Here is a 20,918-nt window from a genome sequence, read left to right as displayed (position 1 = left end):
GAGTCGCAACCGGGCAACGAACTGTCACCTGGCCAACCCGTTCCCTCCCCCGGCGGACAACGCCCGGGAACACCGGGCGAGCCGTTTCGGTGCGCTGCCTGATCTTAGCCGGTATTGCGCAAACCGGCGGCAATCCCTGCCACAGACACCAGCAACGCCTGTTCCACGGGGCTGCCCTGGGCTACATCCTGTTGCCGCGAGCGCGCCAACAGTTCGGCCTGCAACAGGTGCAGCGGGTCGAGGTACGTGTTGCGCAGGCGAATGAATTCCAGCGTGGCAGGGCTATGTGCCAGTAGCTGCGACTGACCGGTCAACCCAAGGACCACCGAGCAGGCCTGCGACAATAGGTCGCGTAACTGCGCACCCAAAGGCAGCAGCCCAGGCTCCACCAAACGCTCGTCATAGGAGCGGGCAATATCGGCGTCGGCCTTGGCCAGCACCATCTCCAGCATATCGATGCGGGTCCGGAAGAACGGCCATTGCTCGCGCATCTGCCCCAGCAACTCACCTTCGCCGCGCTCCAGGGCCTTGCTCAGCGCGGTTTCCCAGCCGAGCCAGGCCGGCAGCATCAGGCGGGTCTGGGTCCAGCCGAAGATCCACGGGATCGCCCGCAGGCTTTCGATGCCACCGGCCCGACGCTTGGCCGGACGGCTGCCCAGGGGCAGGCGCCCCAGTTCCTGCTCGGGGGTGGACTGGCGGAAGTACTCGACAAATTGCGGGTTTTCCCGCACCACGGCGCGATAGGCACGGACGCCATCGGCCGCCAGTTCGTCCATCAGGTCCCGCCACTGCGGCGTGGGCGGCGGCGGTGGCAGCAGCGTCGCTTCAAGCACCGCAGCGAGATAAAGGTTGAGGTTCTGTTCGGCGATGTCCGGCAGGCCGAATTTGAAACGAATCATTTCGCCTTGCTCAGTGGTGCGGAAACGCCCGGCCACCGAACCCGGTGGCTGGGACAGGATCGCCGCGTGCGCCGGACCGCCGCCACGGCCCACCGTGCCGCCGCGACCATGGAACAACAGCAGTTCGACTTGCTGCTCGCGGCAGATGTCCACCAGCCGCTCCTGGGCCCGATACTGCGCCCAGGCCGCCGCGGTGGTCCCGGCGTCCTTGGCCGAATCGGAATAGCCGATCATCACTTCCTGAGGGCCTTGCAGCCGCGAGCGATAACCGGGCAGCAGCAACAGCCGCTCGATCACCGGCCCGGCGTTGTCCAGATCGGCCAGGGTCTCGAACAGCGGCACCACGCGCATTGGCCGCAACACGCCGGCGTCCTTCAATAACAGCTGCACCGCGAGGACATCGGAAGCCGCACCGGCCATGGAAATCACGTAGGAACCCAGGGACGCCGCCGGCGCCGCAGCCACTTCCCGGCACGTCGCCAAAACTTCCGCCGTGTCGGCCGATGGTTTGAAATGGGCCGGCAGCAGCGGACGCCGGTTGCTCAGTTCCGCCAGCAAGAAGCTGATGCGCTGCTCCTCGTTCCAATCCTCATAGCGCCCCAGGCCCAGGTAGTCGGTTATTTCCGTCATGGCGGCGGTATGGCGCGTCGAGTCCTGGCGCACGTCGAGGCGCACCAGGAACAGGCCGAAGGTCACCGCCCGGCGCAGGCAATCGAGCAGCGGCCCGTCGGCAATCACACCCATGCCGCATTCGTGCAACGAGTGGTAGCACAGCTCCAGGGGGTCCAGCAGTTCGCGGTTGTGCTGCAACACATCGGCGCTAGGCGGCGTGGCGGCGCTCAGGGAGGCGTGGGCCCAGTTGCGGGTGGCGCGCAGGCGTTCACGCAGTTGCTTGAGCACGGCGCGATAAGGTTCGGCGCTGTCGCCGGCCTGGGCGCGCAAGGCCTCGCTGGCGTGTTGCATGGACAGCTCGGCCGCCAGTTGATCGACATCACGCAGGTACAGGTCCGCCGCCATCCACCGCGCCAGCAACAGCACCTCGCGGGTCACGGCGGCGGTGACATTCGGGTTGCCGTCACGGTCACCGCCCATCCACGAAGCAAAACGGATCGGCGCGGCCTCCAGTGGCAGGCGCAAGCCGGTCGCGGCATGCAGGGCCTGGTCGGCCTTGCGCAGGTAATTGGGAATGGCCTGCCACAACGAGTGCTCGATCACCGCGAACCCCCACTTGGCCTCGTCCACCGGGGTCGGCCGGGTGCGGCGGATTTCTTCGGTGTGCCAGGCTTCGGCGATCAAGCGTTGCAGGCGTTCGTGAATCTGCGCGCGCTCGGCGCTGGTCAGGTCGCGGTGATCCTGGGCCGCCAGTTGCGCGGCGATGGCGTCGTATTTCTGGATCAGCGTACGGCGAGCCACTTCCGTGGGGTGGGCCGTGAGGACCAGTTCGATCTCCAACCGCCCCAATTGCCGGGCCAGGGCCTCGGCGCCATGGCCCTCGGCCCGCAACCGGGCGAGCAGCTCGGGCAACACCCGCGCCTCGAAGGGTTCCGGCTGCGATTCTTCGCGGCGGTGGATAAGTTGGTATTGCTCGGCGATGTTGGCCAGGTTGAGAAACTGGTTGAACGCCCGCGCCACCGGCAGCAGTTCGTCCTCGCTCAACTGGTTGAGGCTGGCGCTGAGTTCGGCGTCCACGGAACCGCGTCGGTCAGCCTTGGCGCCCTTGCGGATCTGCTCGATCTTGTCGAGAAACGCATCCCCGTATTGTTCGCGAATGGTATTGCCCAGCAGTTCGCCGAGCAGGTGGACGTCCTCGCGCAAGCGGGCATCGATATCGGTCATCAGCATTTCTCCAGCAAAAAAGTCCGGACAGCTCTTGGATCAGAGAGTGCCGATGCCCGTCGCTTATGACAAGCGACGAAGGGACTTTAAACCTTGCAGGACAAAGCTAGTCTCATGATTAAGCCACACAACGGCTTGTCACTCACCGCGCCTGCCACGAGCAGGCTTATTGAGGTCATCATGAAAATTCGTGAGCTTGCCCAGCATTGGGAAGAAAACGCCAAGGGCCGTCTGACCCAGACTGGCTACACGATTCATCTGGACGTGGAAGCCGCCGCCCGGCTGGCAGCAATCTGCGACATGTACCCCAAGCGCCATCCCGAGGAACTGCTCGGCGAGCTGATCGGGGCGGCGCTGGAGGAGCTGGAAGCAAGCTTCCCCTACATCAAGGGTTCGCAAGTCGTCGCCACCGATGAAGAAGGCGACCCGCTGTACGAGGACGTGGGCCCGACCCCGCGATTCCTCGCGTTGTCCCGCCGGCATCTGCACGAACTTTCCTCGCAGAACGACAAATCCAAACACTGATTCCTGCATTGACTCCTGTAGGAGCTGACGAGCGAAGCGAGGCTGCGATCTTTCCCCTGACGCTTGAGTCCCAAGCGAAAGATCAAAAGATCGCAGCCTTCGGCAGCTCCTACACACGCGCCCGTCACAAAAAATACACGCTCCCTACACCGGGAATACCGCTGCGCGCCTTGAAAGTTCAGCTTTTCTGCCGCTGACCGATCAGTCAGTAATTCTTTTGGCGAATGGCCATCTTCGCTGAACTTTTGAAAAACGCCTCGGGTCACACCGAGTAACCATACTGGAACGGTTGTTTAAATAAACGCGCCTTGGCGCCAGCGCCAAACCAGACGTCACGGCTTCGGTCCCAGCATGGATTTGTCGTTTTTTCAGGAGTTTTCCAATGGAGTTGAAGCCTATGAATACCTGCACTGCCAAACCCTCATCCACTGGCCTGCGCGGCTTGAAGTTGGCTGCCCTGGCGATCGGTAGCAGCTTCATTCTCGCCGGTTGCGCCGGTAATCCACCTTCGGAGCAGTACGCGGTGACCCAATCGGCGGTCAACAGCGCCGTCAGCGCCGGCGGTACCGAATTCGCTGCTGTGGAAATGAAATCGGCCCAGGACAAACTCAAGCAGGCGGAAATCGCCATGCATGACAAGAAATACGACGAAGCCAAGCGTCTGGCCGAACAAGCCGAGTGGGACGCCCGCGTCGCCGAGCGCAAGGCTCAGGCCGCCAAGGCCGAACAAGCACTCAAGGATTCTCAGAAAGGGGTTCAGGAACTGCGTCAGGAAGGCATGAACAAGGTTCAGTAAGCCGTTCACGCCACGACGTACTTCTCATTGATAAAAGGACGACAGACTATGATGCACAAACACTTGATGATGCCCGCCCTGCTCGCTGCCTGCGTAGCCCTGGCCGCTTGCTCCCACGACCCGAACGCGAACCTGGAACAGGCACGGACCAACTACAACGGCCTGCAGGCTGATCCAGCGGCGACCAAAGTGGCTGCATTGGAAACCAAGGACGCCGCCGACTTCCTGGCCAAGGCTGACAAGGCCTATATGGACAAGGAAGACGAAGCCAAGGTCGACCAGTTGGCCTACCTGACCAACCAGCGCGTCGAAGTGGCCAAGCAGACCATCGCCCTGCGCAACGCCGAAGCCGAGCTGAAAAACGCCGGTGACGAACGTGCGCGTGCCTTGCTCGATGCGCGCAACGCGCAGATCAAGCAACTGCAGGACAGCCTCAACGCCAAGCAGACCGAACGCGGTACGCTGGTGACCTTCGGCGACGTGCTGTTCGCCACCAACAAGTCCGACCTGCGCGCCAGCGGCATGACGAATGTGAGCAAACTCGCGCAGTTCCTCCAGGAAAACCCGGACCGCAAGGTGATCATCGAAGGCTACACCGACAGCACCGGTTCGGACTCCTACAACCAGTCCCTGTCCGAGCGCCGCGCCAGCTCAGTGCAACTCGCGCTGGTGAAGATGGGCGTCGATCCGGCTCGCATCGTGACCCAGGGCTACGGCAAGGAGTTCCCGGTGGCTGACAACACCAGCGTCTCGGGCCGTGCCATGAACCGTCGCGTGGAAGTGACCATCTCCAACGACAACCAACCCGTCGCCCCGCGTTCGACCATGAGCGCCAACTGATCGGCTGAGTGCAACAAAAAAGCCCCGCCTGACTTTAATCAGGCGGGGCTTTTTCATGGCCAAATATCCATTCCCTGTGGGAGCGAGCTTGCTCGCGATGGCGGAGTGTCAGGCACTATTTAGGCTGCTGAACCACCGCTATCGCGAGCAAGCTCGCTCCCACAGGGGGCTCGCTTATGGCTGCAATTTTTGCGGCGTTTCCTGGCCCATGCAGCGCACCGCGCGTTTCTTCTCGTTGATCAGCACGCCGGTCAGGCCTTTCTGCTCGGTGTCGAACAATACCAGCACACCATCAATGCACTGGGCGACCTGGGGGGCCGGTTCCAGGGAAACCTTGTAGTCCTCGCCCGGTACGGTCTTGAGCATGGTGAACTGGTTGAGCAGCAACGCGTCCTCGGGCTTGGCGAAGTGCAGGTAGCCGTAGTACCACAGCGTCGCAACGGTGCCGAGGATGCTGCAGATACCGGTAATGATCAGGGGGATGGCGTTACGTTCTTCGCTCATTGCGGGCTCTCAGGTGATTCAACGGGTGATTTCGGGTAATTCGGGACCTCGCCCAGGCGGCGCAGGCCGTCGAAGTGCTGGGGGTCGTCGAGGTAGCGCAGCATCACGGTGCGCCAGGTCGGGTCGGCGAATGTCTGCACATGGCCGCCGCGTGTCAACTGCAGGACCCGCGGCGGCGGCGCAGCTTGATACAGGCGGATGCCATTGGAAAGGGGCACGATGGGGTCGTCCAGGCTGTGGTAGATCAATTTCGGCACGCCATTCAATTGCGCCACGGAACTGATCGCGCTGTCACCGTCCGGCACCAGCCAGGACAACGGCACCTGGAACGGCCAGGTCAGCCACGAGGTACTCAGGGCAAACCGGCCGACGTCGCGATAACTGGCGGGCACGCCATCGAGCACCAGGGCCTTGAGCTGCCGTTGGCGCTGCGGATGCTCGACCAGGTAATGCACCGCCAGCGCGCCGCCCAGGCTCTGGCCGAGCAGCACCAGCGGCTTGCCCTGCACCTCGGGCGCCTGGTCGAGCCATTGGAACGCGGCGTCAATGTCCTGGTAAATCGCCGGCAGGCTCGGCTCGCCTTCGGACAGGCCATAACCCCGGTAGTCGACCATCAACACCTGGTAGCCCTGCTCCGGCAACCACCAGCTCCCGCCCAAGTGCCAAGCCAGGTTGCCGCCGTTGCCGTGCAAATGCAGGACCGTGCCCTTGACCTCCACACCCGGTTTGACGGGCAGCCACCAGCCGTGGAGCTTGAGACCGTCGGCGGTGGTCAGGGTGACGTCGCGGTACTCGAGCCTGGCCCGCTCCGGGGTGAACGGCAGGCCGTGCTCGGGGTAAAACAGCAGGGAGCTGCAACCGCTCAGGGCCAGCAACAGGCAAATGATGCCGAGGGTTCGCATCCGGTGAAGCCTCGCAAGTCAGAAGTAAACGCAGTCCCCCTGTGGGAGCGAGCTTGCTCGCGATAGCGGCGGGTCAGTCACAGCCGTACTGCCTGTACTGACGCTATCGCGAGCGAGCTCGCTCCCACAGGGATTGGTGGTGCGATTAAAGGATATTGGAATAATCCGCTTCGATCCGGTCCAGGCTCAGGTGGTTCAGGAAGTTGGAGAAACACATCCAGGCCGACAGGGCGTTCATGTCGCGGAACTGCTCGGGCAGGTACTTGGGCGGGACGACCAGGCCTTCGTCCACCAGTTGCCGCAACGTGCGCATGTCCTCGAGGGTGGTCTTGCCGCAGAACAGCAGCGGCACCTGTTCCAGCTTGCCCTTGCGCACGGCCAACTGAATGTAGTTGTAAACCATGATGAAGCCCTTGAGGTAGGACAAGTCTTTGGTAAATGGCAGCCCTGTCGGCACCGACCCTCGGAAAACCCGACTGGCGTTGCCGTAGCTTTCGGCCATTTCAAAACCCTGCTCGCGGAAGAACTCGAAGACCTGCAGGAAATCGGCGCCCTCCTCCACCATGTGAATGGCCCGGGTGCGGTTGGTCAGTTTGCGCAGGCGGCTCGGGTAGGAGGCGAAGGTGATGATTTCCATCAGGATCGCCAGGCCTTCCTGAGTCACCGTGGACGAGGGCGGGCCCTTGGACAGGAAAGTGCAGATCGGCTGGTTGAGGCCGTTGAGCGTCGTGCCGACGTGCACCAGGCCTTCGTGGACTTCCAACGCCCGCACGTCGCGCTCGTTGAACATCGCATCGGTGCGGATCTTGATGTAGTCCGCACCCGCCGCTGCATCGGCCACGATGCCATCGGACTCGAACACCCGGATGGTTTCCTCGGCTTCGCCAAACACCCGGTTGAGGCGGTGTTGCAGCAGGCTGACGGCTTCCTTGGCGCTGAGGACTTTGGGCTCGTCCTTGAGGTCGCCACGGCCATCGATGTTGTTCAGGTAATCGGAGAGCATCAGGCCCAGGTCGGCCAAGGTCGGGTCGCCGGCGTGGAAGGCATCGGAGGCGGCGCCATAGAGTTCCTGGGAGATCAGCCCGAAATCCTCGGTGCCACGCGCCTCGAGCATGCGCACCACCATGCGGTATTCCTTGCACATGCGGCGCATGATCTGGCCAACCGGGTTGAACTGCCCAAGCTGGCGGGTGATGTCACGCTCGATGTTCTGGAACTCCAGCTTCACCTTGCTCGAATCGAAGGACAGTGGCCGGTTGAGGTAATAGTCGCGATCCACCGCGGGCATTTCCTTGCCCTTGGCCTTGAGAAAGCCCTTGCGGATGTTCTCGTCCCACTTCACCGCGTCGAGGATGCGAATCGGCGTTTGCGCCAGCACAATGCGATCGGACAAGGTGCGTATCGTCTGCTGGTAATCGTCCACCCGGAACTCCTGTGAAAAAACGTCCGCTTGTTGCTGTTATTGGGATTTGACCAGCCGCTGGTAGCGCACGGCCTCCGAGAACACATCGGAATTGGCCGGGTCGTCGAGGTAACTGAAAACCTTGTTCATGTCGCTGTCCACCAGCACCCCGTCACCTTCCTCGCTCTGGTTCGGCTGGCCGCTGAGGCGTTTCTGGACGATGGCCTGGTTGATCTGATCCACGTCCAGGTTGTAGACCACCAGCTCTTGCTTGTCGGTCAACTCGAAACCGGCGATCAAATAGTGGCCGCCAAACCGGGCCGGCACCTTGGCCGACACATACCAGCGGCTGCCATGACGGGAAACAGTCAGCGGGATGGCTTCGCGCTCATGGGGCCTGGCCCTGAAGTAGCTGATGGCCTGGTAGCGGTGCTTGCCGACCTTCGTCAGCTCCAGGTTCAACGGTTCGCCCCAGGCATTGGTGCTGGTCCAGTGACCGAGCAGGCCCTCGGGCGCGGCTTCGCTGTCAGGCAACGGCGCCTTGAACGACACCAGGCAACCACTGAGCAGCAGCAACGACACGGCCAGTACAACGGCACGCCAGGCTTTCATTTGAACTCCCTATGGCACAGCGCCTCGTCCTTACATATGGGAGCAGGTGTGTGTGGGAGCAAAGCTTGCTCGCGATGAAGGCACCTCGGTCTATCGAGGGACCGCGTTATCGTTCATCGCGAGCAAGCTTTGCTCCCACCTAGCCTACTCCCACAAGGGGTTACACCGACGCCAGTACCAGGTGCATGTAGCGGGTCAGGATGCCGAGCATATCTTCATCGGCTACCGGCTCGGCGCCATTGAGCAAGCCCTGATATTCCATCCGTCCGATAATCGCCGTCAACACTTTGGCATCCTGTTGCGGCTCACGGGAGCCCAATACCTGGAAAAACTGACAGGTGCCGTGCAGCAAAATCTGCTGGTGGGAACGCACCAACACCGCCAGGCGCGGGTTGAGCAGCGCTTCCTGGCGAAAGGCCTGTTCGGCCATCAGGTACTCACGGCGACTGTCCAATTGGTGTTGCACGTAGTCGGCGGTCATCCGGGCAATGTCGTCCGCCAGCTGCGAACGCGATTGGGCGCTGCCGTCACCGTAAGCGACCATTTCCCGCAGCAGGCCTTCGTTGTTGGTCCACAGCTTGGCCATGAACGCCGCGCTGCGTTCCACATACTGGGCGAAGGTATCGGTGAGCAAGTCATCGATGTCCTTGAAATAATACGTGGTGGCCGACAGCGGCACGCCGGCTTCGGCGGCCACTGCGCGGTGGCGCACGGCTCGCACGCCATCGCGCACCACAATGCGCATGGCCGCGTCGAGAATCTCCTGGCGACGCTGCTCACTGCCCTGTCGGCTGGCCTTGCGGCCTTGGTACTGAACACTTTCAGCGACAGCCGTGGCGACGCCCGCTGCACCTTCTGAAGCCATTGCACGATTCACGACAGGTCTTCCTCGCTCTTTGAAAAAGTAACCAATTGATACGTTTGTACCAGACAGGCAATAAAAAGCCGCCCTTCCAGGCGGCTTTTTAGTTGAAGCACTTACGCTTGAGGCCGCATGTGCGGGAAGAGAATCACGTCCCGGATCGACGGCGAGTTGGTCAACAACATCACCAGGCGATCGATGCCGATGCCTTCTCCAGCGGTCGGCGGCATGCCGTACTCCAGGGCACGCACGAAGTCGGCATCGTAGTGCATGGCTTCGTCGTCGCCGGCGTCCTTGTCAGCCACCTGGGCCATGAAACGCTCGGCCTGGTCCTCTGCATCGTTGAGCTCGGAATAGGCGTTGGCGATTTCACGGCCACCGATGAACAGCTCGAAACGGTCGGTCACGCTTGGGTTCTCGTCGTTACGACGGGCCAGCGGCGACACTTCGAACGGGTACTGGGTGATGAAGTGCGGCTGCTCCAGCTTGTGCTCGACCAGCTCTTCGAAAATCATCACTTGCAGCTTGCCCAGGCCTTCGAAGCCGAGCACCTTGGCACCGGCCTTCTTGGCGATGGCGCGAGCCTTTTCGATGTCGTTCAGGTCATCGGCAGTCAGTTCAGGGTTGTACTTGAGGATCGAGTCGAACACCGACAGGCGCACGAACGGCTCGCCGAAGTGGAACACCTTGTCGCCGTACGGCACGTCGGTAGTCCCGAGAACCAGCTGCGCCAGTTCGCGGAACAGTTCCTCGGTCAGGTCCATGTTGTCTTCGTAGTCGGCGTAGGCCTGGTAGAACTCGAGCATGGTGAACTCGGGGTTGTGCCGGGTCGAAACGCCTTCGTTACGGAAGTTGCGGTTGATCTCGAAGACTTTTTCGAAGCCACCCACAACCAGACGCTTGAGGTACAGCTCCGGCGCGATACGCAGGAACATTTCCATGTCCAGGGCGTTGTGGTGGGTTTCGAACGGCTTGGCCGCCGCACCGCCGGGGATGGTCTGCAGCATCGGCGTCTCGACTTCCAGGAAGTCACGCTTCATCAGGAAGCTGCGGATGTGGGCGATGACTTGCGAGCGCACGCGGAACGTCTGGCGCACGTCTTCGTTGACGATCAGGTCGACGTAGCGCTGGCGATAACGCTGCTCGGTGTCGGTCAGGCCGTGGTGCTTGTCCGGCAGCGGGCGCAGGGACTTGGTCAGCAGGCGCACGCTGGTCATCTCGACGTACAGGTCGCCCTTGCCGGAGCGGGCCAGGGTGCCTTCGGCGGCAATGATGTCGCCCAGGTCCCAGGTCTTGACGGCGGCCAGGGTTTCTTCCGGCAGGGTCTTGCGGTTGACGTAGACCTGGAGGCGCCCGGTCATGTCCTGGATCACCATGAACGAACCACGATCGAGCACGATACGACCGGCCACCTTGACTGGAATCGCCGCCTCGGCCAGCTCTTCCTTGGTCTTGTCCGCATACTGCTTCTGCAAGACGTCGCAGTAGGCGTCGCGGCGGAAGTCGTTGGGGAAGGCCTGGCCCTTGGCGCGCTCGGCAGCAAGCTTTTCCTTGCGCAGGGCGATCAGGGAGTTTTCTTCCTGTTGCAGGGCTTGCGGGTCGAGTTCTAGGTCGCTCATGTCTTTAAGGATTCCATCACAGGTTCGTTGCCCCCGGCCCCGGGCCGGAGTTTGCGGGCGAGTCATGCTCCTTGATGGAAGCGTGCCTGCCCGCCGCATGGGTGTCGCGTTACAGCCCTTGTTTGAGGCTGGCGATCAGGTATTCATCGATATCGCCATCGAGCACCTTGTCGCAATCGCTGCGTTCGATGCTGGTCCGCAGATCCTTGATCCGCGAGGCATCGAGCACGTACGAACGGATCTGGTGACCCCAGCCGATGTCCGACTTGGTGTCTTCCAGCGCCTGGGACGCCGCGTTGCGCTTCTGCACTTCCTGCTCGTAAAGGCGAGCCCGGAGCATCTTCATCGCGGTGTCTTTGTTGGCGTGCTGGGAACGCTCGTTCTGGCAGCTGACCACGGTGTTGGTCGGTACGTGGGTAATCCGTACGGCCGAGTCGGTGGTGTTAACGTGCTGGCCACCGGCCCCGGAGGAACGGTAGGTGTCGATGCGCAAGTCCGCCGGGTTGATCTCGATCTCGATGTTGTCATCGATTTCCGGCGAAACGAATACGGCCGAGAACGAGGTATGGCGGCGGTTACCGGAGTCGAACGGGCTCTTGCGCACCAGGCGGTGCACGCCGATCTCGGTCCGCAGCCAGCCAAAGGCGTATTCGCCCTTGATGTGCACGGTGGCGCCCTTGATCCCGGCGACTTCACCGGCCGACAGTTCCATGATGGTGGCGTCGAAACCGCGTTTGTCAGCCCAGCGCAGGTACATGCGCAGCAGGATGTTGGCCCAGTCCTGGGCTTCGGTGCCGCCGGAACCGGCCTGGATGTCCAGGTAGGCGTTGTTCATGTCCATCTCGCCGCTGAACATGCGACGGAATTCCAGCTTGGCGAGGTTCTCGTCGAGGCGTGTCAGCTCGGCGACCACATCGCCGACCGCGCCTTCATCGTTCTCTTCGACAGCCATGTCCAGCAGGTCGCGGCAATCGGCCAGGCCGCTGGACAACTCGTCCAGGGTCTCGACGATCTGCGCCAGCGCAGAACGCTCGCGGCCCAGTTCCTGGGCGTACGAAGGGTTGTTCCAGACATTCGGATCTTCAAGCTCGCGATTGACTTCTGTCAGACGCTCATGCTTTTGATCGTAGTCAAAGATACCCCCGAATAGTTTCGGAGCGCTCGGACAGGTCCTTGATGGTGTTCAGGATCGGGTTGATTTCCATGGCGGGCAGCACTCGTTGGCGAACTTTTGAAAGCCGGCGAGTATAACGTAATCAAGCGCCAGCGGCAGCCCGCCTGGCGGCTTTAGGAACACCAATTCCTTGTACGCCACAGGTCCTGTGGCGAGGGAGCAAGCTCGCGCTGGGTCCTGTAGGAGCTGGCGAAGCCTGCGATCTTTTGATCTTGAGCTTTCGCTTGGGACTCAATTGGCTGGGGAAAGATCGCAGCCTCGTTGCACTCGACAGCTCCTACACAGCGCCTACAAGCCCAGCGGGAGCAAGCTCCCTCGCCACAAAAGCAATCTCGCCAGGCAAAGGGTTTATTCAACCCCCACCCGATTACGCCCATTGTGCTTGGCCATGTACAGCCCCTTGTCCGCCGCCAGGATCAGTTGCCGGCAATCGCTACCCTGCTGGGGGGTAAAGGTCGAGACGCCGATGCTGATGGTCAGGTTCGCGCCGGCGTTGGGCGTGGTGTGTGGGATCTTCAGGGCGACGACGCTCTGGCGCAGTTTCTCGGCCATCAGCCGGGCGCCGCCCGGCGAGGTGCCCGGCAGGACCAGGGCGAACTCCTCGCCGCCGTAGCGGGCCGGCAAGTCGGACGAACGGCTGCACGCCTCGCGGATCGCCGTGGCGACCTGGCGCAGGGCTTCGTCGCCCTCCAGGTGGCCGAAGTTGTCGTTGAAGGACTTGAAATAATCCACATCGATCATCAGCAGCGACAGTTGGCTCTGGTCGCGCATCGCCCGGCGCCATTCCAGCTCCAGGTATTCGTCGAAGTGCCGGCGATTGGACAGGCCGGTCAGGCCGTCGGAGTTCATCAACCGTTGCAGCACCAGGTTGGTGTCGAGCAGTTGCTGCTGGCTGATCCGCAGCGCGCGAAAGGCCGCATCGCGTTGCAACAGCATCATGTAGGAACGCGAGTGATAGCGGATACGCGCCACCAGTTCGATGTTGTCCGGCAACTTGACCAGGTAGTCGTTGGCTCCGGCGGCGAACGCCGCGCTCTTGACCAGCGGGTCCTCCTTGGTGGACAGGACAATGATCGGGATATCACGGGTGGCGGGATGGTTACGGTACTCGCGCACCAGGCTCAAGCCATCCAGGCCGGGCATCACCAAGTCCTGGAGAATCACCGTCGGCTTGATGCGAACGGCCTGGGCGATGGCCTGGTGAGGGTCGGAGCAGAAGTGGAAGTCGATGTTTTCTTCGTTCGATAAGCCACGCCGCACGGCCTCGCCGATCATCGCCTGGTCGTCGACGAGCAAGACCATGGCGGCGTTTTCATCGCGCTTGAATTCGTCGAGCTGCAGATCATTCATGGTGGCTTACCTGAGTACGCCCTGGCGCAAGGCTGGCGGGGTTCATCATGGGGTAAAAATCTCCAACAACCGTGGCGCGATAGCGTCCAGGGCGAGAATATGGGCGGCGGCGTCGATGGCGGCCGCCGCTTTGGGCATCCCGTACACCGCGCTGCTGCGCTGATCCTGGGCGATGGTCACATAGCCCTGCTCTCGCATGAGCTTAAGCCCTTGTGCACCGTCGCGGCCCATGCCAGTGAGCAATACACCCACCGCATCACCGCTCCAGTACTGGGCGACACTGTCGAAAAACACGTCGATGGAGGGCCGGTAGATCTCGTTCACCGGCTCGGCGGTGTAGGCCAGGGTGCCGTCCTTCAACAAACGCAGATGATGATTGGTCCCGGCCAGCAACACCGTGCCGCTCTGCGGCGTCTCGCCGTGCAGGGCCAGGCGCACCGTGTGGCCCGAGACACTGCCCAGCCACTCGGCCATGCCTGCAGCGAACACCTCGTCCACATGCTGGACCAGCACGATGGCCGGGGCAAAGTCACGCGGCAGCGCCTTGAGCAGCACCTCCAGCGCCGCCGGCCCGCCCGCCGACGACCCGATGGCCACCAGGCTCTTGCGCGACACTGCCGCACGCTGCGCCGCTGGCGCAGGTCGTTCACGCTTGTTGCGCTCACCGATCAGCCAGCCGATGTTGGTAATCTTGCGCAGCAGCGGCGCCGCCGCATCTGCCGGGTTACCGACGCCCAGGGCCGGGGTGTCGACCACATCCAACGCGCCATGGCCCATGGCCTCGAACACCCGGTGGACATTCTGCTGGCTGTCACCGGTGACAATCACGATAGCGCACGGGCTGTCGGCCATGATCCGCCGGGTGGCTTCCACGCCATCCATGATCGGCATGAACAAGTCCATGAGGATCAGGTCCGGGGTGTATTCGGCGCAACGCTGCACCGCCTCGGCGCCGTTGGCGGCCACCCAGACCAGTTGATGCGCCGGCTCGAACGCCAGGGCGCGGCGCAGGGCTTCGACCGCCAGGGGCATGTCATTGACGATGGCGATCTTCAAGCGCGCGCCCCTCCGATCAATTCGACCACGGCATCGAGCAAGGCGTCGTCGTGGAAACTCGCCTTGGCCAAATAATAGTCGGCCCCGGCGTCGAGACCACGACGGCGGTCTTCTTCGCGGTCCTTGTAGGACACCACCATCACCGGCAGCGACTGCAAGCGGTTGTCGCGCCGCAACAGCGACACCAGCTCGATGCCGTCCATGCGTGGCATGTCGATGTCGGTGATCAGCAAGTCGAAATCCTCCGAGCGCAATGCATTCCAGCCATCCATGCCATCCACCGCCACCGCCACGTCGTAGCCGCGATTGAGCAACAACTTGCGTTGCAGCTCGCGCACGGTCAGGGAGTCGTCCACCACCAGGATCCGCTTGCGCGGGGCCTGGGCCTGGTTCTGCCGGGCGATACGCTCCAGGCGCCCGGTATCGAGCAACTTGTCCACCGAACGCAGCAGGTCTTCGACATCGACAATCAACACCACTGAACCGTCGTCGAGCAAGGCCCCGGCGGAAATGTCCTGGACCTTGCCCAAGCGTTCGTCCAGGGGCAGGACCACCAGGGTCCGCTCGCCGATGAAGCGCTCCACCGCCACGCCGTAGATCGTCTCGCGCTCGCGGATCACCACGACCTTGAGGGTCTGGCTACTGCCTTGCGTCGCCGGGCGATTGAGTAATTGGCTGGCGGCCACCAGCCCGATATGCCGGCCTTCGTGCCAAAAATGCTGGCGACCTTCGAGCTGGACGATGTCTTCCGGCGCCAGGTCGCACATGCGTTCGATGTGGGCCAGGGGAAAGGCGTACGCTTCATCGCCGACCTCCACTACCAGGCTGCGCACCACCGACAGCGTCAGCGGCACCTCGAGATGGAAACGACTGCCCTCGCCCGCCGTCTGCTCCAGCACCACCGCACCGCGCAACTGCCGGACCATGTGCTGGACGGCGTCCAGGCCGACGCCGCGCCCGGACACTTCGGTGACTTTGTCACGCAGGCTGAAACCGGGCAGGAACAGGAAAGTCAGCAGCTCCTCTTCGCTCAGGCTGGCGGCGGTTTGCTCAGGGGAAAGGCCGCGCTCGACGATGCTGCGGCGCACCCGTTCCAGGTCCACCCCGGCGCCATCGTCCGCCAACTCCAACACCAACAGGCCAGCCTGATGGGAAGCCCGCAGGCGGATCAGGCCTTCGGCGGGTTTGCCGGCCAGTATTCGTTGCTCCGGGGGTTCGATGCCATGGTCCACGGCGTTGCGCAGCAAATGGGTCAGCGGCGCTTCGAGCTGTTCCAGCACATCGCGGTCGACCTGGGTTTTCTCGCCCTCAATCTCCAGGCGCACCTGTTTACCCAAGCTGCGGCCCAGGTCACGGACCATGCGTACCTGACCCGAAAGCACATCGGCGAACGGCCGCATGCGACAGGCCAGCGCGGTGTCGTACAGCACCTGCGCCCGCTGACTGGCCTGCCAGGCGAACTCATCCAGCTCGGCGGTTTTCTGCGCCAGCAATTGCTGGGTTTCGGCGAGCAAACGGCGGGCATCGCCAAGGGCTTCCTGGGCTTGCAGGCTCAGGGCATGGTCCTTGAGGTGCACGTTCAGCTCTTCAAGGGCGCGCAAGCCGCTGCTTTGCTGGCGCTTGAGCCGCTGCATCGCCGCCAGCCAGGGCTTGAGGCGCTGGGTCTCCACCAGGGACTTGCTCGACAGGTCGAGCAAGCTGTTGAGGCGTTCGGCCGTGACCCGCAAGACCCGCTCGCCGCCTTCGGTGACCCGTTTGCGCTTGGGGGCCGGCTCAGTTGTCGGGGGCAGTTCCACTTCCGGCAGCTCGACGCGTAGCGGCTCGACCGATGTCTCGACCGGAATCTCGACGCTTGGCAAGACCATCGCCGAGGCCTGTGGCGCGTTGGGATCAAGCAGCCGCCCCATCAACCCCACATAGGCGTCAATGTCCGGGGCGCCGACGCTGTTGCCCGGGGTGGCGATGCGCGTCAGCAGGTCGGTGCCTTGCAGCAAGGCGTCGATGTGCTCGGCGCCCAGCACCAGGCGCCGCTCCTGGGCGCTGACCAGGCAATCTTCCATCACATGGGCCACGCTGACCCCGGCGTCCACCCCGACAATGCGCGCCGCGCCCTTGAGAGAGTGCGCCGCGCGCATGCACGACTCGAGGTATTCGGCCTGGGTCGGGTCGCGCTCCAGGGCCAGCAGGCCGGTGCTCAGCACCTGGGTCTGGGCTTCGGCTTCCAGGCTGAACAGTTCCAGCAACGAGGCGTCGCGCATCTGATCAGGGGTCATGACAGGCTCCGAGCCACGGCGGACAGCAGTTGTTCTTCATCCAGCCAGCGCAGGCTGCGACCCTTGAAGGGCAGCACGCCACGGGTGTACTTGCCCGTCGATTGCGAAGCGCTCGCCAGGATGCGCTCATCGATGGCATGGATGCCGTCCACCTCATCCACCGGCACCACCACCGGCCCGCCCTTGGCCGCGACAATCAACATGCGCGGCATCACCCGTGCGCCGGCAACCACCGCCGCGCCGGGCTCCAGGTCCAACAGCTCCACCAGAGACAAGCAGGCCACCAGCGCCCCGCGTACATTCGCCACCCCCAACAAGGCCCGCGAGCGCTGGTGGGGCAAGGAATGGATCGGCTGCAACGGCGCCACTTCCACCAGGCTGCGCGTCGTCAGGCCCAGCCATTCCTCACCGAGGCGGAACATCAGCAGCGAGCGCGTGACCACATCGGTGTCCGCGGGGGCAAGGGACAGATCCCGCTGATCCTGTGGCAAGGCATAACGGTCGAGCAGCCGGGTGGCGGCCGCCGAATACACCGAGCAATTGCGGCAGTGAATATGCTCGACCAACAACGGACAGGATTTGTCGCCATGCACGCCGATGCGATTCCAGCAGTCGTCGATTGCCTGGGCATCGTCATGGGTGACGGTGTAAGAAGCCGAACCGCTCATCGTTTGTGCTCACTGTCTGCCGCGCGCCCGCTACGGGCGGCGCGTTCCTGCAATCGACGGGCTCCGGCCGCGTCTCCCTGGGAAGCCAGCAGCGCCGCCAGATGCACCAGGGCCTCGGCGTGTTGCGGTTCAAGATAAAGCGCCTTGCGATAAAAACCCTGGGCTTCAAGGGCGCTGCCAGCCATGTCGCTGAGCAGGCCCAACCAATAGAACACCTGGGCGTTTGGCGCGTGGCTGCGCAAGTAGGCCTCGCAAGCCACGCGGGCCTCGGCGCTTTTGCCAGCGTTGGCCAGGGCGGCAATATTGGCCAGCAAGGTCGCGGCATCGCTGCTTTTGGGCTCGGCAATCGGCGTCACGCTCGTCGCAAACGGCCGCGGTCGAATCACCGGAGGGACAACGCGGGGCGGTGGCTGACGAACCGGCAGCGGGGTCGGCATCAAGGCCGGCAACGGTTGCGGCTCGGGAGCCCCCTGGCGGCTGAAGGCGAACGATTGGGCGATCCCGATCGAGCGCATACCCAGTCGGCCCAGCAAGCTGCCCTCGGCGGGGCCGATAAACAGCACACCGTCCTGATGGGTCAGGCGCTTGAGCACCTCGAACACCTGCTGTTGGGTCGGCTGGTCGAAATAGATCAGCAGGTTGCGACAGAACACAAAGTCGTACGGTGCCTCGTTCACCAACAAGGCCGGATCCAGCAGGTTGCCCACTTGCAAACGCACCTGTTCGCGCACCCGCTCGCTGAGGCGGTAGCCCTCGTCTTCGGCGTCGAAGTACCGCTCGCGAAAACCCAGCTCCGCGCCACGGAAGGAATTCCTGCCGTAACGCGCTTCCTTGGCCCGCGCCACCGACAGCGGGCTGACGTCCAGGCCGTCCACCTTGAACTGATGCGGTCCCAGGCCTGCATCGAGCAAGGCCATGGCAATCGAATAAGGTTCTTCGCCGGTGGAACACGGCAAGCTGAGGATGCGCAGCGCGCGCAGGTGCTTGATCTCGGCCAGGCGCTTGACTGCCAGCTTGGCGAGGGTGGCGAAGGATTCGGGGTAGCGGAAAAACCAGGTCTCCGGGACGATTACCGCTTCGATCAGCGCCTGCTGCTCCTGGGCCGAATACTGCAGGCCCTGCCAATATTCATCGGCGGTTCGCCCAGGCACGGCTCCGATGCGCTGACGCACGGCCCGCTCAATGATCGCGGTGCCGACGGAGGTCACATCCAGGCCGATGCGCTCCTTGAGAAAATCGAAAAAGCGCTGGTCGTTGTTCATGGCGTTGCCTCGAGGTCGTCGAGGTTCAGCGGCGGCGCAGGAAACAGCAGCGCCCGAACGGATTCATCGAGCAGGTCATTAACCCGCACCCATTGCAGCAATCCCTGGGCATCTTCGCGCACCGGGCCGAGGTACGGCGCCTGCCGGTTGTCCAGGCCATAGGGTTTGAAATCGGCCGGGTCACAGCGCACGGTGTCGGTCGCCTGTTCCAGGATCAGGCCCAGCACCTGTCCCGTTTGTTGCGCGTCGCCCTGATAGCGCACCAGCACCAGTCGCGTACTGGTCCGGGCCTGTGCGCTCTGGCCAAAGGTCAGGGCGCACAGGTCGATCACCGGCACCACCGTGCCACGCCAGGCAAACACCCCCGCCACCCAGGACGGCGCCCGGGCAATCGGCTTGAGAGGCAGGCGCGGCAGCACTTCCACCACATCGATGGCCTGCAGGGCGTAACGTTCGTTGCCGATGCAGAACACCAGGAACAACGACTGGCGGGCCGTCGGTGCGGCGCCACGCCGGGTCTCGAGTTCGCCCATCAGACTTTGAAACGCGAGACGCCGCTGCGCAGCCCTACGGCTACCTGGCTCAGCTCGTCGATGGCGGAACTGGCCTGGCGCAGGGACTCCACGGTCTGGCTGCTGGCATCGCCCAACTGCACCAAGGCGTGGTTGATCTGCTCGGCACCGGTGGCCTGGGCCTGCATGCCTTCGTTGACCATCAACACCCGCGGTGCCAGGGCCTGGACCTGATGGATGATCTGCGACAGTTGCTCACCCACCTGCTGCACTTCAGCCATGCCCCGGCGCACTTCTTCGGAGAACTTGTCCATGCCCATCACCCCGGCCGATACCGCGGACTGGATCTCGCGCACCATCTGCTCGATGTCATAGGTCGCCACGGCGGTCTGGTCGGCCAGGCGTCGTACTTCAGTGGCGACCACGGCGAAACCACGACCGTACTCGCCGGCCTTTTCGGCCTCGATGGCCGCGTTGAGGGACAACAGGTTGGTCTGGTCGGCCACCTTGACGATGGTCACCACCACCTGGTTGATGTTGCCAGCCTTCTCGTTGAGGATCGCCAGCTTGGCGTTCACCAGGTCGGCGGCGCCCATCACCGAATGCATGGTTTCCTCCATGCGCGCCAGGCCTTGCTGGCCGGAGCCGGCGGCCACCGAGGCCTGGTCGGCGGCGGTGGACACCTCTGTCATGGTGCGCACCAGGTCTCGTGAGGTGGCGGCGATTTCCCGGGACGTCGCGCCGATCTCGGTGGTGGTGGCGGCGGTTTCGGTGGCCGTGGCCTGTTGCTGGCGCGAGGTGGCGGCGATCTCGGTCACCGAAGTGGTGACCTGCACAGAGGAGCGTTGGGCCTGGGACACCAGTGAGGTCAGCTCGGCCATCATGTCGTTGAAGCCGGTTTCCACGGCGCCGAATTCGTCTTTGCGCGCCAGGTTCAGGCGCCCGCTCAGGTCGCCGCTGCGCATGATCTCGAGGATCTCGACGATGCGGTTCATCGGCCCCATGATCGCCCGCATCAGCAACAGGCCACAGAGTACGGCGACGACCAGCGCGACCAGAAACGACAGGCCCATGGCGACCTTGGCCGCCGTTACCGCATCGCCGATGGTCTGGGTGGCGTTTTCCGCCAGCTCACGATTGCGCTCGATGATGTGGTTCAAATGCCCGCGGCCGCCGATCCATTCTGGCGTCAGCTCTTTGTCCAAGGCCTGCCGCGCCCCTTCGTAGTCCTTACGCTGGTACAAGTCCAGGACCTTTGCCATGGCTTGGTTGAACGCCTGGTGATTGACCTCGAACTCGTCGAAAGAGGCTTGGTCGGCCGGGTTCTGGATCAGTTTTTGGTAGTTCTGCATCTCTTCGCGCAGGTGCTGCTCGAAGCCCTGGTAGCGGGCCTTGTCCTCGGCGGTGATTTCCCGGTTGCCCGAAAGGCCGACGATTTGCTGGGTCAAGACGTAGCTGTCCACCCAGCCACCGCGAATCATGGAGCTGTAATACACCCCTGGCACCGCATCGACCCGGACGTTTTCTTCACTGTCCTCGATCTTCAACAACCGCGAATACGAGACAACCACCATCAACAGCATGATGGCGATGATCACTGCAAAACTCGCCAGGATGCGTTGGCGCAATGTCCAATTCTTCACAGTAAAACCTCGGGTACTTGAAATGCTGGGGAGTATAGCCGAGGGCGGTGTCGGGCCTGTATGGCGGTGTGAGGGGATTTTTGAGCTGTGGGAGCGAGCTTGCTCGCGATAGCGGTGCATCAGTCAAAAACACTGTGACCGACCGGGCCCCATCGCGAGCAAGCTCGCTCCCACAGGGGACTG

18 protein-coding genes are annotated in these 20,918 nt (G+C 63.1%); 3 read left to right on the top strand and 15 right to left on the bottom strand.

Annotated features, from left to right (window positions below):
• Window positions 1-104: 104 nt before the first annotated feature.
• Entirely contained in the window at window positions 105-2,735 is a 2,631-nt protein-coding gene (gene ppc, locus QMK47_RS06380) for a phosphoenolpyruvate carboxylase (protein WP_214511360.1), read from the bottom strand.
• Between the two features lie 180 nt (window positions 2,736-2,915).
• Here ppc and QMK47_RS06375 point away from each other — a divergent pair, with 180 nt between their 5' ends.
• The 3 genes from QMK47_RS06375 (at window position 2,916) to QMK47_RS06365 (ending at window position 4,896) form a co-directional block, all read left to right on the top strand.
• Window positions 2,916-3,260, top strand: a complete 345-nt coding sequence (locus QMK47_RS06375; protein WP_025212083.1) for a hypothetical protein — start codon at window positions 2,916-2,918, stop codon at window positions 3,258-3,260.
• 382 nt (window positions 3,261-3,642) lie between these two features.
• Window positions 3,643-4,056 (top strand): DUF4398 domain-containing protein, encoded by a 414-nt coding sequence (locus QMK47_RS06370; protein ID WP_003198164.1) that lies wholly within the window; start codon window positions 3,643-3,645, stop codon window positions 4,054-4,056.
• Between the two features lie 51 nt (window positions 4,057-4,107).
• Window positions 4,108-4,896 (top strand): OmpA family protein, encoded by a 789-nt coding sequence (locus tag QMK47_RS06365; RefSeq protein WP_027913149.1) that lies wholly within the window; start codon window positions 4,108-4,110, stop codon window positions 4,894-4,896.
• Between the two features lie 174 nt (window positions 4,897-5,070).
• On the opposite strand, the gene QMK47_RS06360 is transcribed toward QMK47_RS06365, so the two are convergent.
• The 14 genes from QMK47_RS06360 to QMK47_RS06295 all read right to left on the bottom strand — a co-directional run bounded on the left by QMK47_RS06360 (window position 5,071) and on the right by QMK47_RS06295 (window position 20,735).
• Window positions 5,071-5,400, bottom strand: coding sequence for a hypothetical protein (locus QMK47_RS06360; RefSeq protein ID WP_003198160.1), 330 nt, complete (start codon window positions 5,398-5,400; stop codon window positions 5,071-5,073).
• A complete protein-coding gene (locus QMK47_RS06355; protein WP_003198158.1) occupies window positions 5,397-6,302 on the bottom strand; it encodes an alpha/beta hydrolase in 906 nt (301 codons plus the stop codon). Before QMK47_RS06355 ends, QMK47_RS06360 begins: the two co-directional genes overlap by 4 nt.
• 145 nt (window positions 6,303-6,447) lie before the next feature.
• A complete protein-coding gene (locus QMK47_RS06350; RefSeq protein WP_003185001.1) occupies window positions 6,448-7,725 on the bottom strand; it encodes a flavohemoglobin expression-modulating QEGLA motif protein in 1,278 nt (425 codons plus the stop codon).
• A 36-nt stretch (window positions 7,726-7,761) separates the two neighbouring features.
• A complete protein-coding gene (locus QMK47_RS06345; protein ID WP_253471826.1) occupies window positions 7,762-8,316 on the bottom strand; it encodes a hypothetical protein in 555 nt (184 codons plus the stop codon).
• Window positions 8,317-8,476: 160 nt separating this feature from the next.
• Window positions 8,477-9,193 carry a TetR/AcrR family transcriptional regulator gene (locus tag QMK47_RS06340; RefSeq protein ID WP_003198153.1) on the bottom strand — a complete coding sequence of 239 codons (717 nt, stop codon included), beginning with the start codon at window positions 9,191-9,193 and terminating at the stop codon, window positions 8,477-8,479.
• 101 nt (window positions 9,194-9,294) lie between these two features.
• Entirely contained in the window at window positions 9,295-10,797 is a 1,503-nt protein-coding gene (gene lysS / locus QMK47_RS06335; RefSeq protein WP_003198151.1) for a lysine--tRNA ligase, read from the bottom strand.
• Between the two features lie 109 nt (window positions 10,798-10,906).
• Window positions 10,907-12,002, bottom strand: a protein-coding gene (prfB, locus tag QMK47_RS06330; RefSeq protein ID WP_095963568.1) for a peptide chain release factor 2 whose coding sequence is annotated in 2 segments (ribosomal slippage) — window positions 10,907-11,929 and window positions 11,931-12,002 — 1,095 coding nt in all. Because the reading frame shifts where the segments join, the coding sequence is not laid out codon by codon here.
• Window positions 12,003-12,319: 317 nt separating this feature from the next.
• The gene (locus QMK47_RS06325) at window positions 12,320-13,321 is read right to left on the bottom strand and encodes a diguanylate cyclase (protein WP_253471824.1); all 1,002 of its coding nucleotides are present in this window, start codon (window positions 13,319-13,321) and stop codon (window positions 12,320-12,322) included.
• 45 nt (window positions 13,322-13,366) lie between these two features.
• On the bottom strand, window positions 13,367-14,377 hold the full coding sequence (locus tag QMK47_RS06320; protein ID WP_214511356.1) for a chemotaxis response regulator protein-glutamate methylesterase: 1,011 nt from the start codon (window positions 14,375-14,377) through the stop codon (window positions 13,367-13,369).
• Window positions 14,374-16,650 carry a hybrid sensor histidine kinase/response regulator gene (locus QMK47_RS06315; RefSeq protein WP_253471823.1) on the bottom strand — a complete coding sequence of 759 codons (2,277 nt, stop codon included), beginning with the start codon at window positions 16,648-16,650 and terminating at the stop codon, window positions 14,374-14,376. Before QMK47_RS06315 ends, QMK47_RS06320 begins: the two co-directional genes overlap by 4 nt.
• Window positions 16,647-17,318: a chemotaxis protein CheW gene (locus QMK47_RS06310; RefSeq protein WP_214511354.1), complete on the bottom strand. Its 672-nt coding sequence runs from the start codon at window positions 17,316-17,318 to the stop codon at window positions 16,647-16,649. The genes QMK47_RS06315 and QMK47_RS06310 overlap by 4 nt, the downstream gene beginning before the upstream one ends.
• Window positions 17,315-18,580: a protein-glutamate O-methyltransferase CheR gene (locus QMK47_RS06305; RefSeq protein WP_320389964.1), complete on the bottom strand. Its 1,266-nt coding sequence runs from the start codon at window positions 18,578-18,580 to the stop codon at window positions 17,315-17,317. Before QMK47_RS06305 ends, QMK47_RS06310 begins: the two co-directional genes overlap by 4 nt.
• Entirely contained in the window at window positions 18,577-19,113 is a 537-nt protein-coding gene (locus QMK47_RS06300; RefSeq protein ID WP_253471817.1) for a chemotaxis protein CheW, read from the bottom strand. The genes QMK47_RS06305 and QMK47_RS06300 overlap by 4 nt, the downstream gene beginning before the upstream one ends.
• Window positions 19,113-20,735 (bottom strand): methyl-accepting chemotaxis protein, encoded by a 1,623-nt coding sequence (locus tag QMK47_RS06295; protein WP_253471815.1) that lies wholly within the window; start codon window positions 20,733-20,735, stop codon window positions 19,113-19,115. Before QMK47_RS06295 ends, QMK47_RS06300 begins: the two co-directional genes overlap by 1 nt.
• Between the last annotated feature and the right edge of the window lie 183 nt (window positions 20,736-20,918).

It is taken from the genome of Pseudomonas sp. P9_35 (genome assembly GCF_034008205.1).
Classification (GTDB): domain Bacteria; phylum Pseudomonadota; class Gammaproteobacteria; order Pseudomonadales; family Pseudomonadaceae; genus Aquipseudomonas; species Aquipseudomonas kilonensis.
This window is presented reverse-complemented; position numbering and strand designations above follow the sequence as displayed.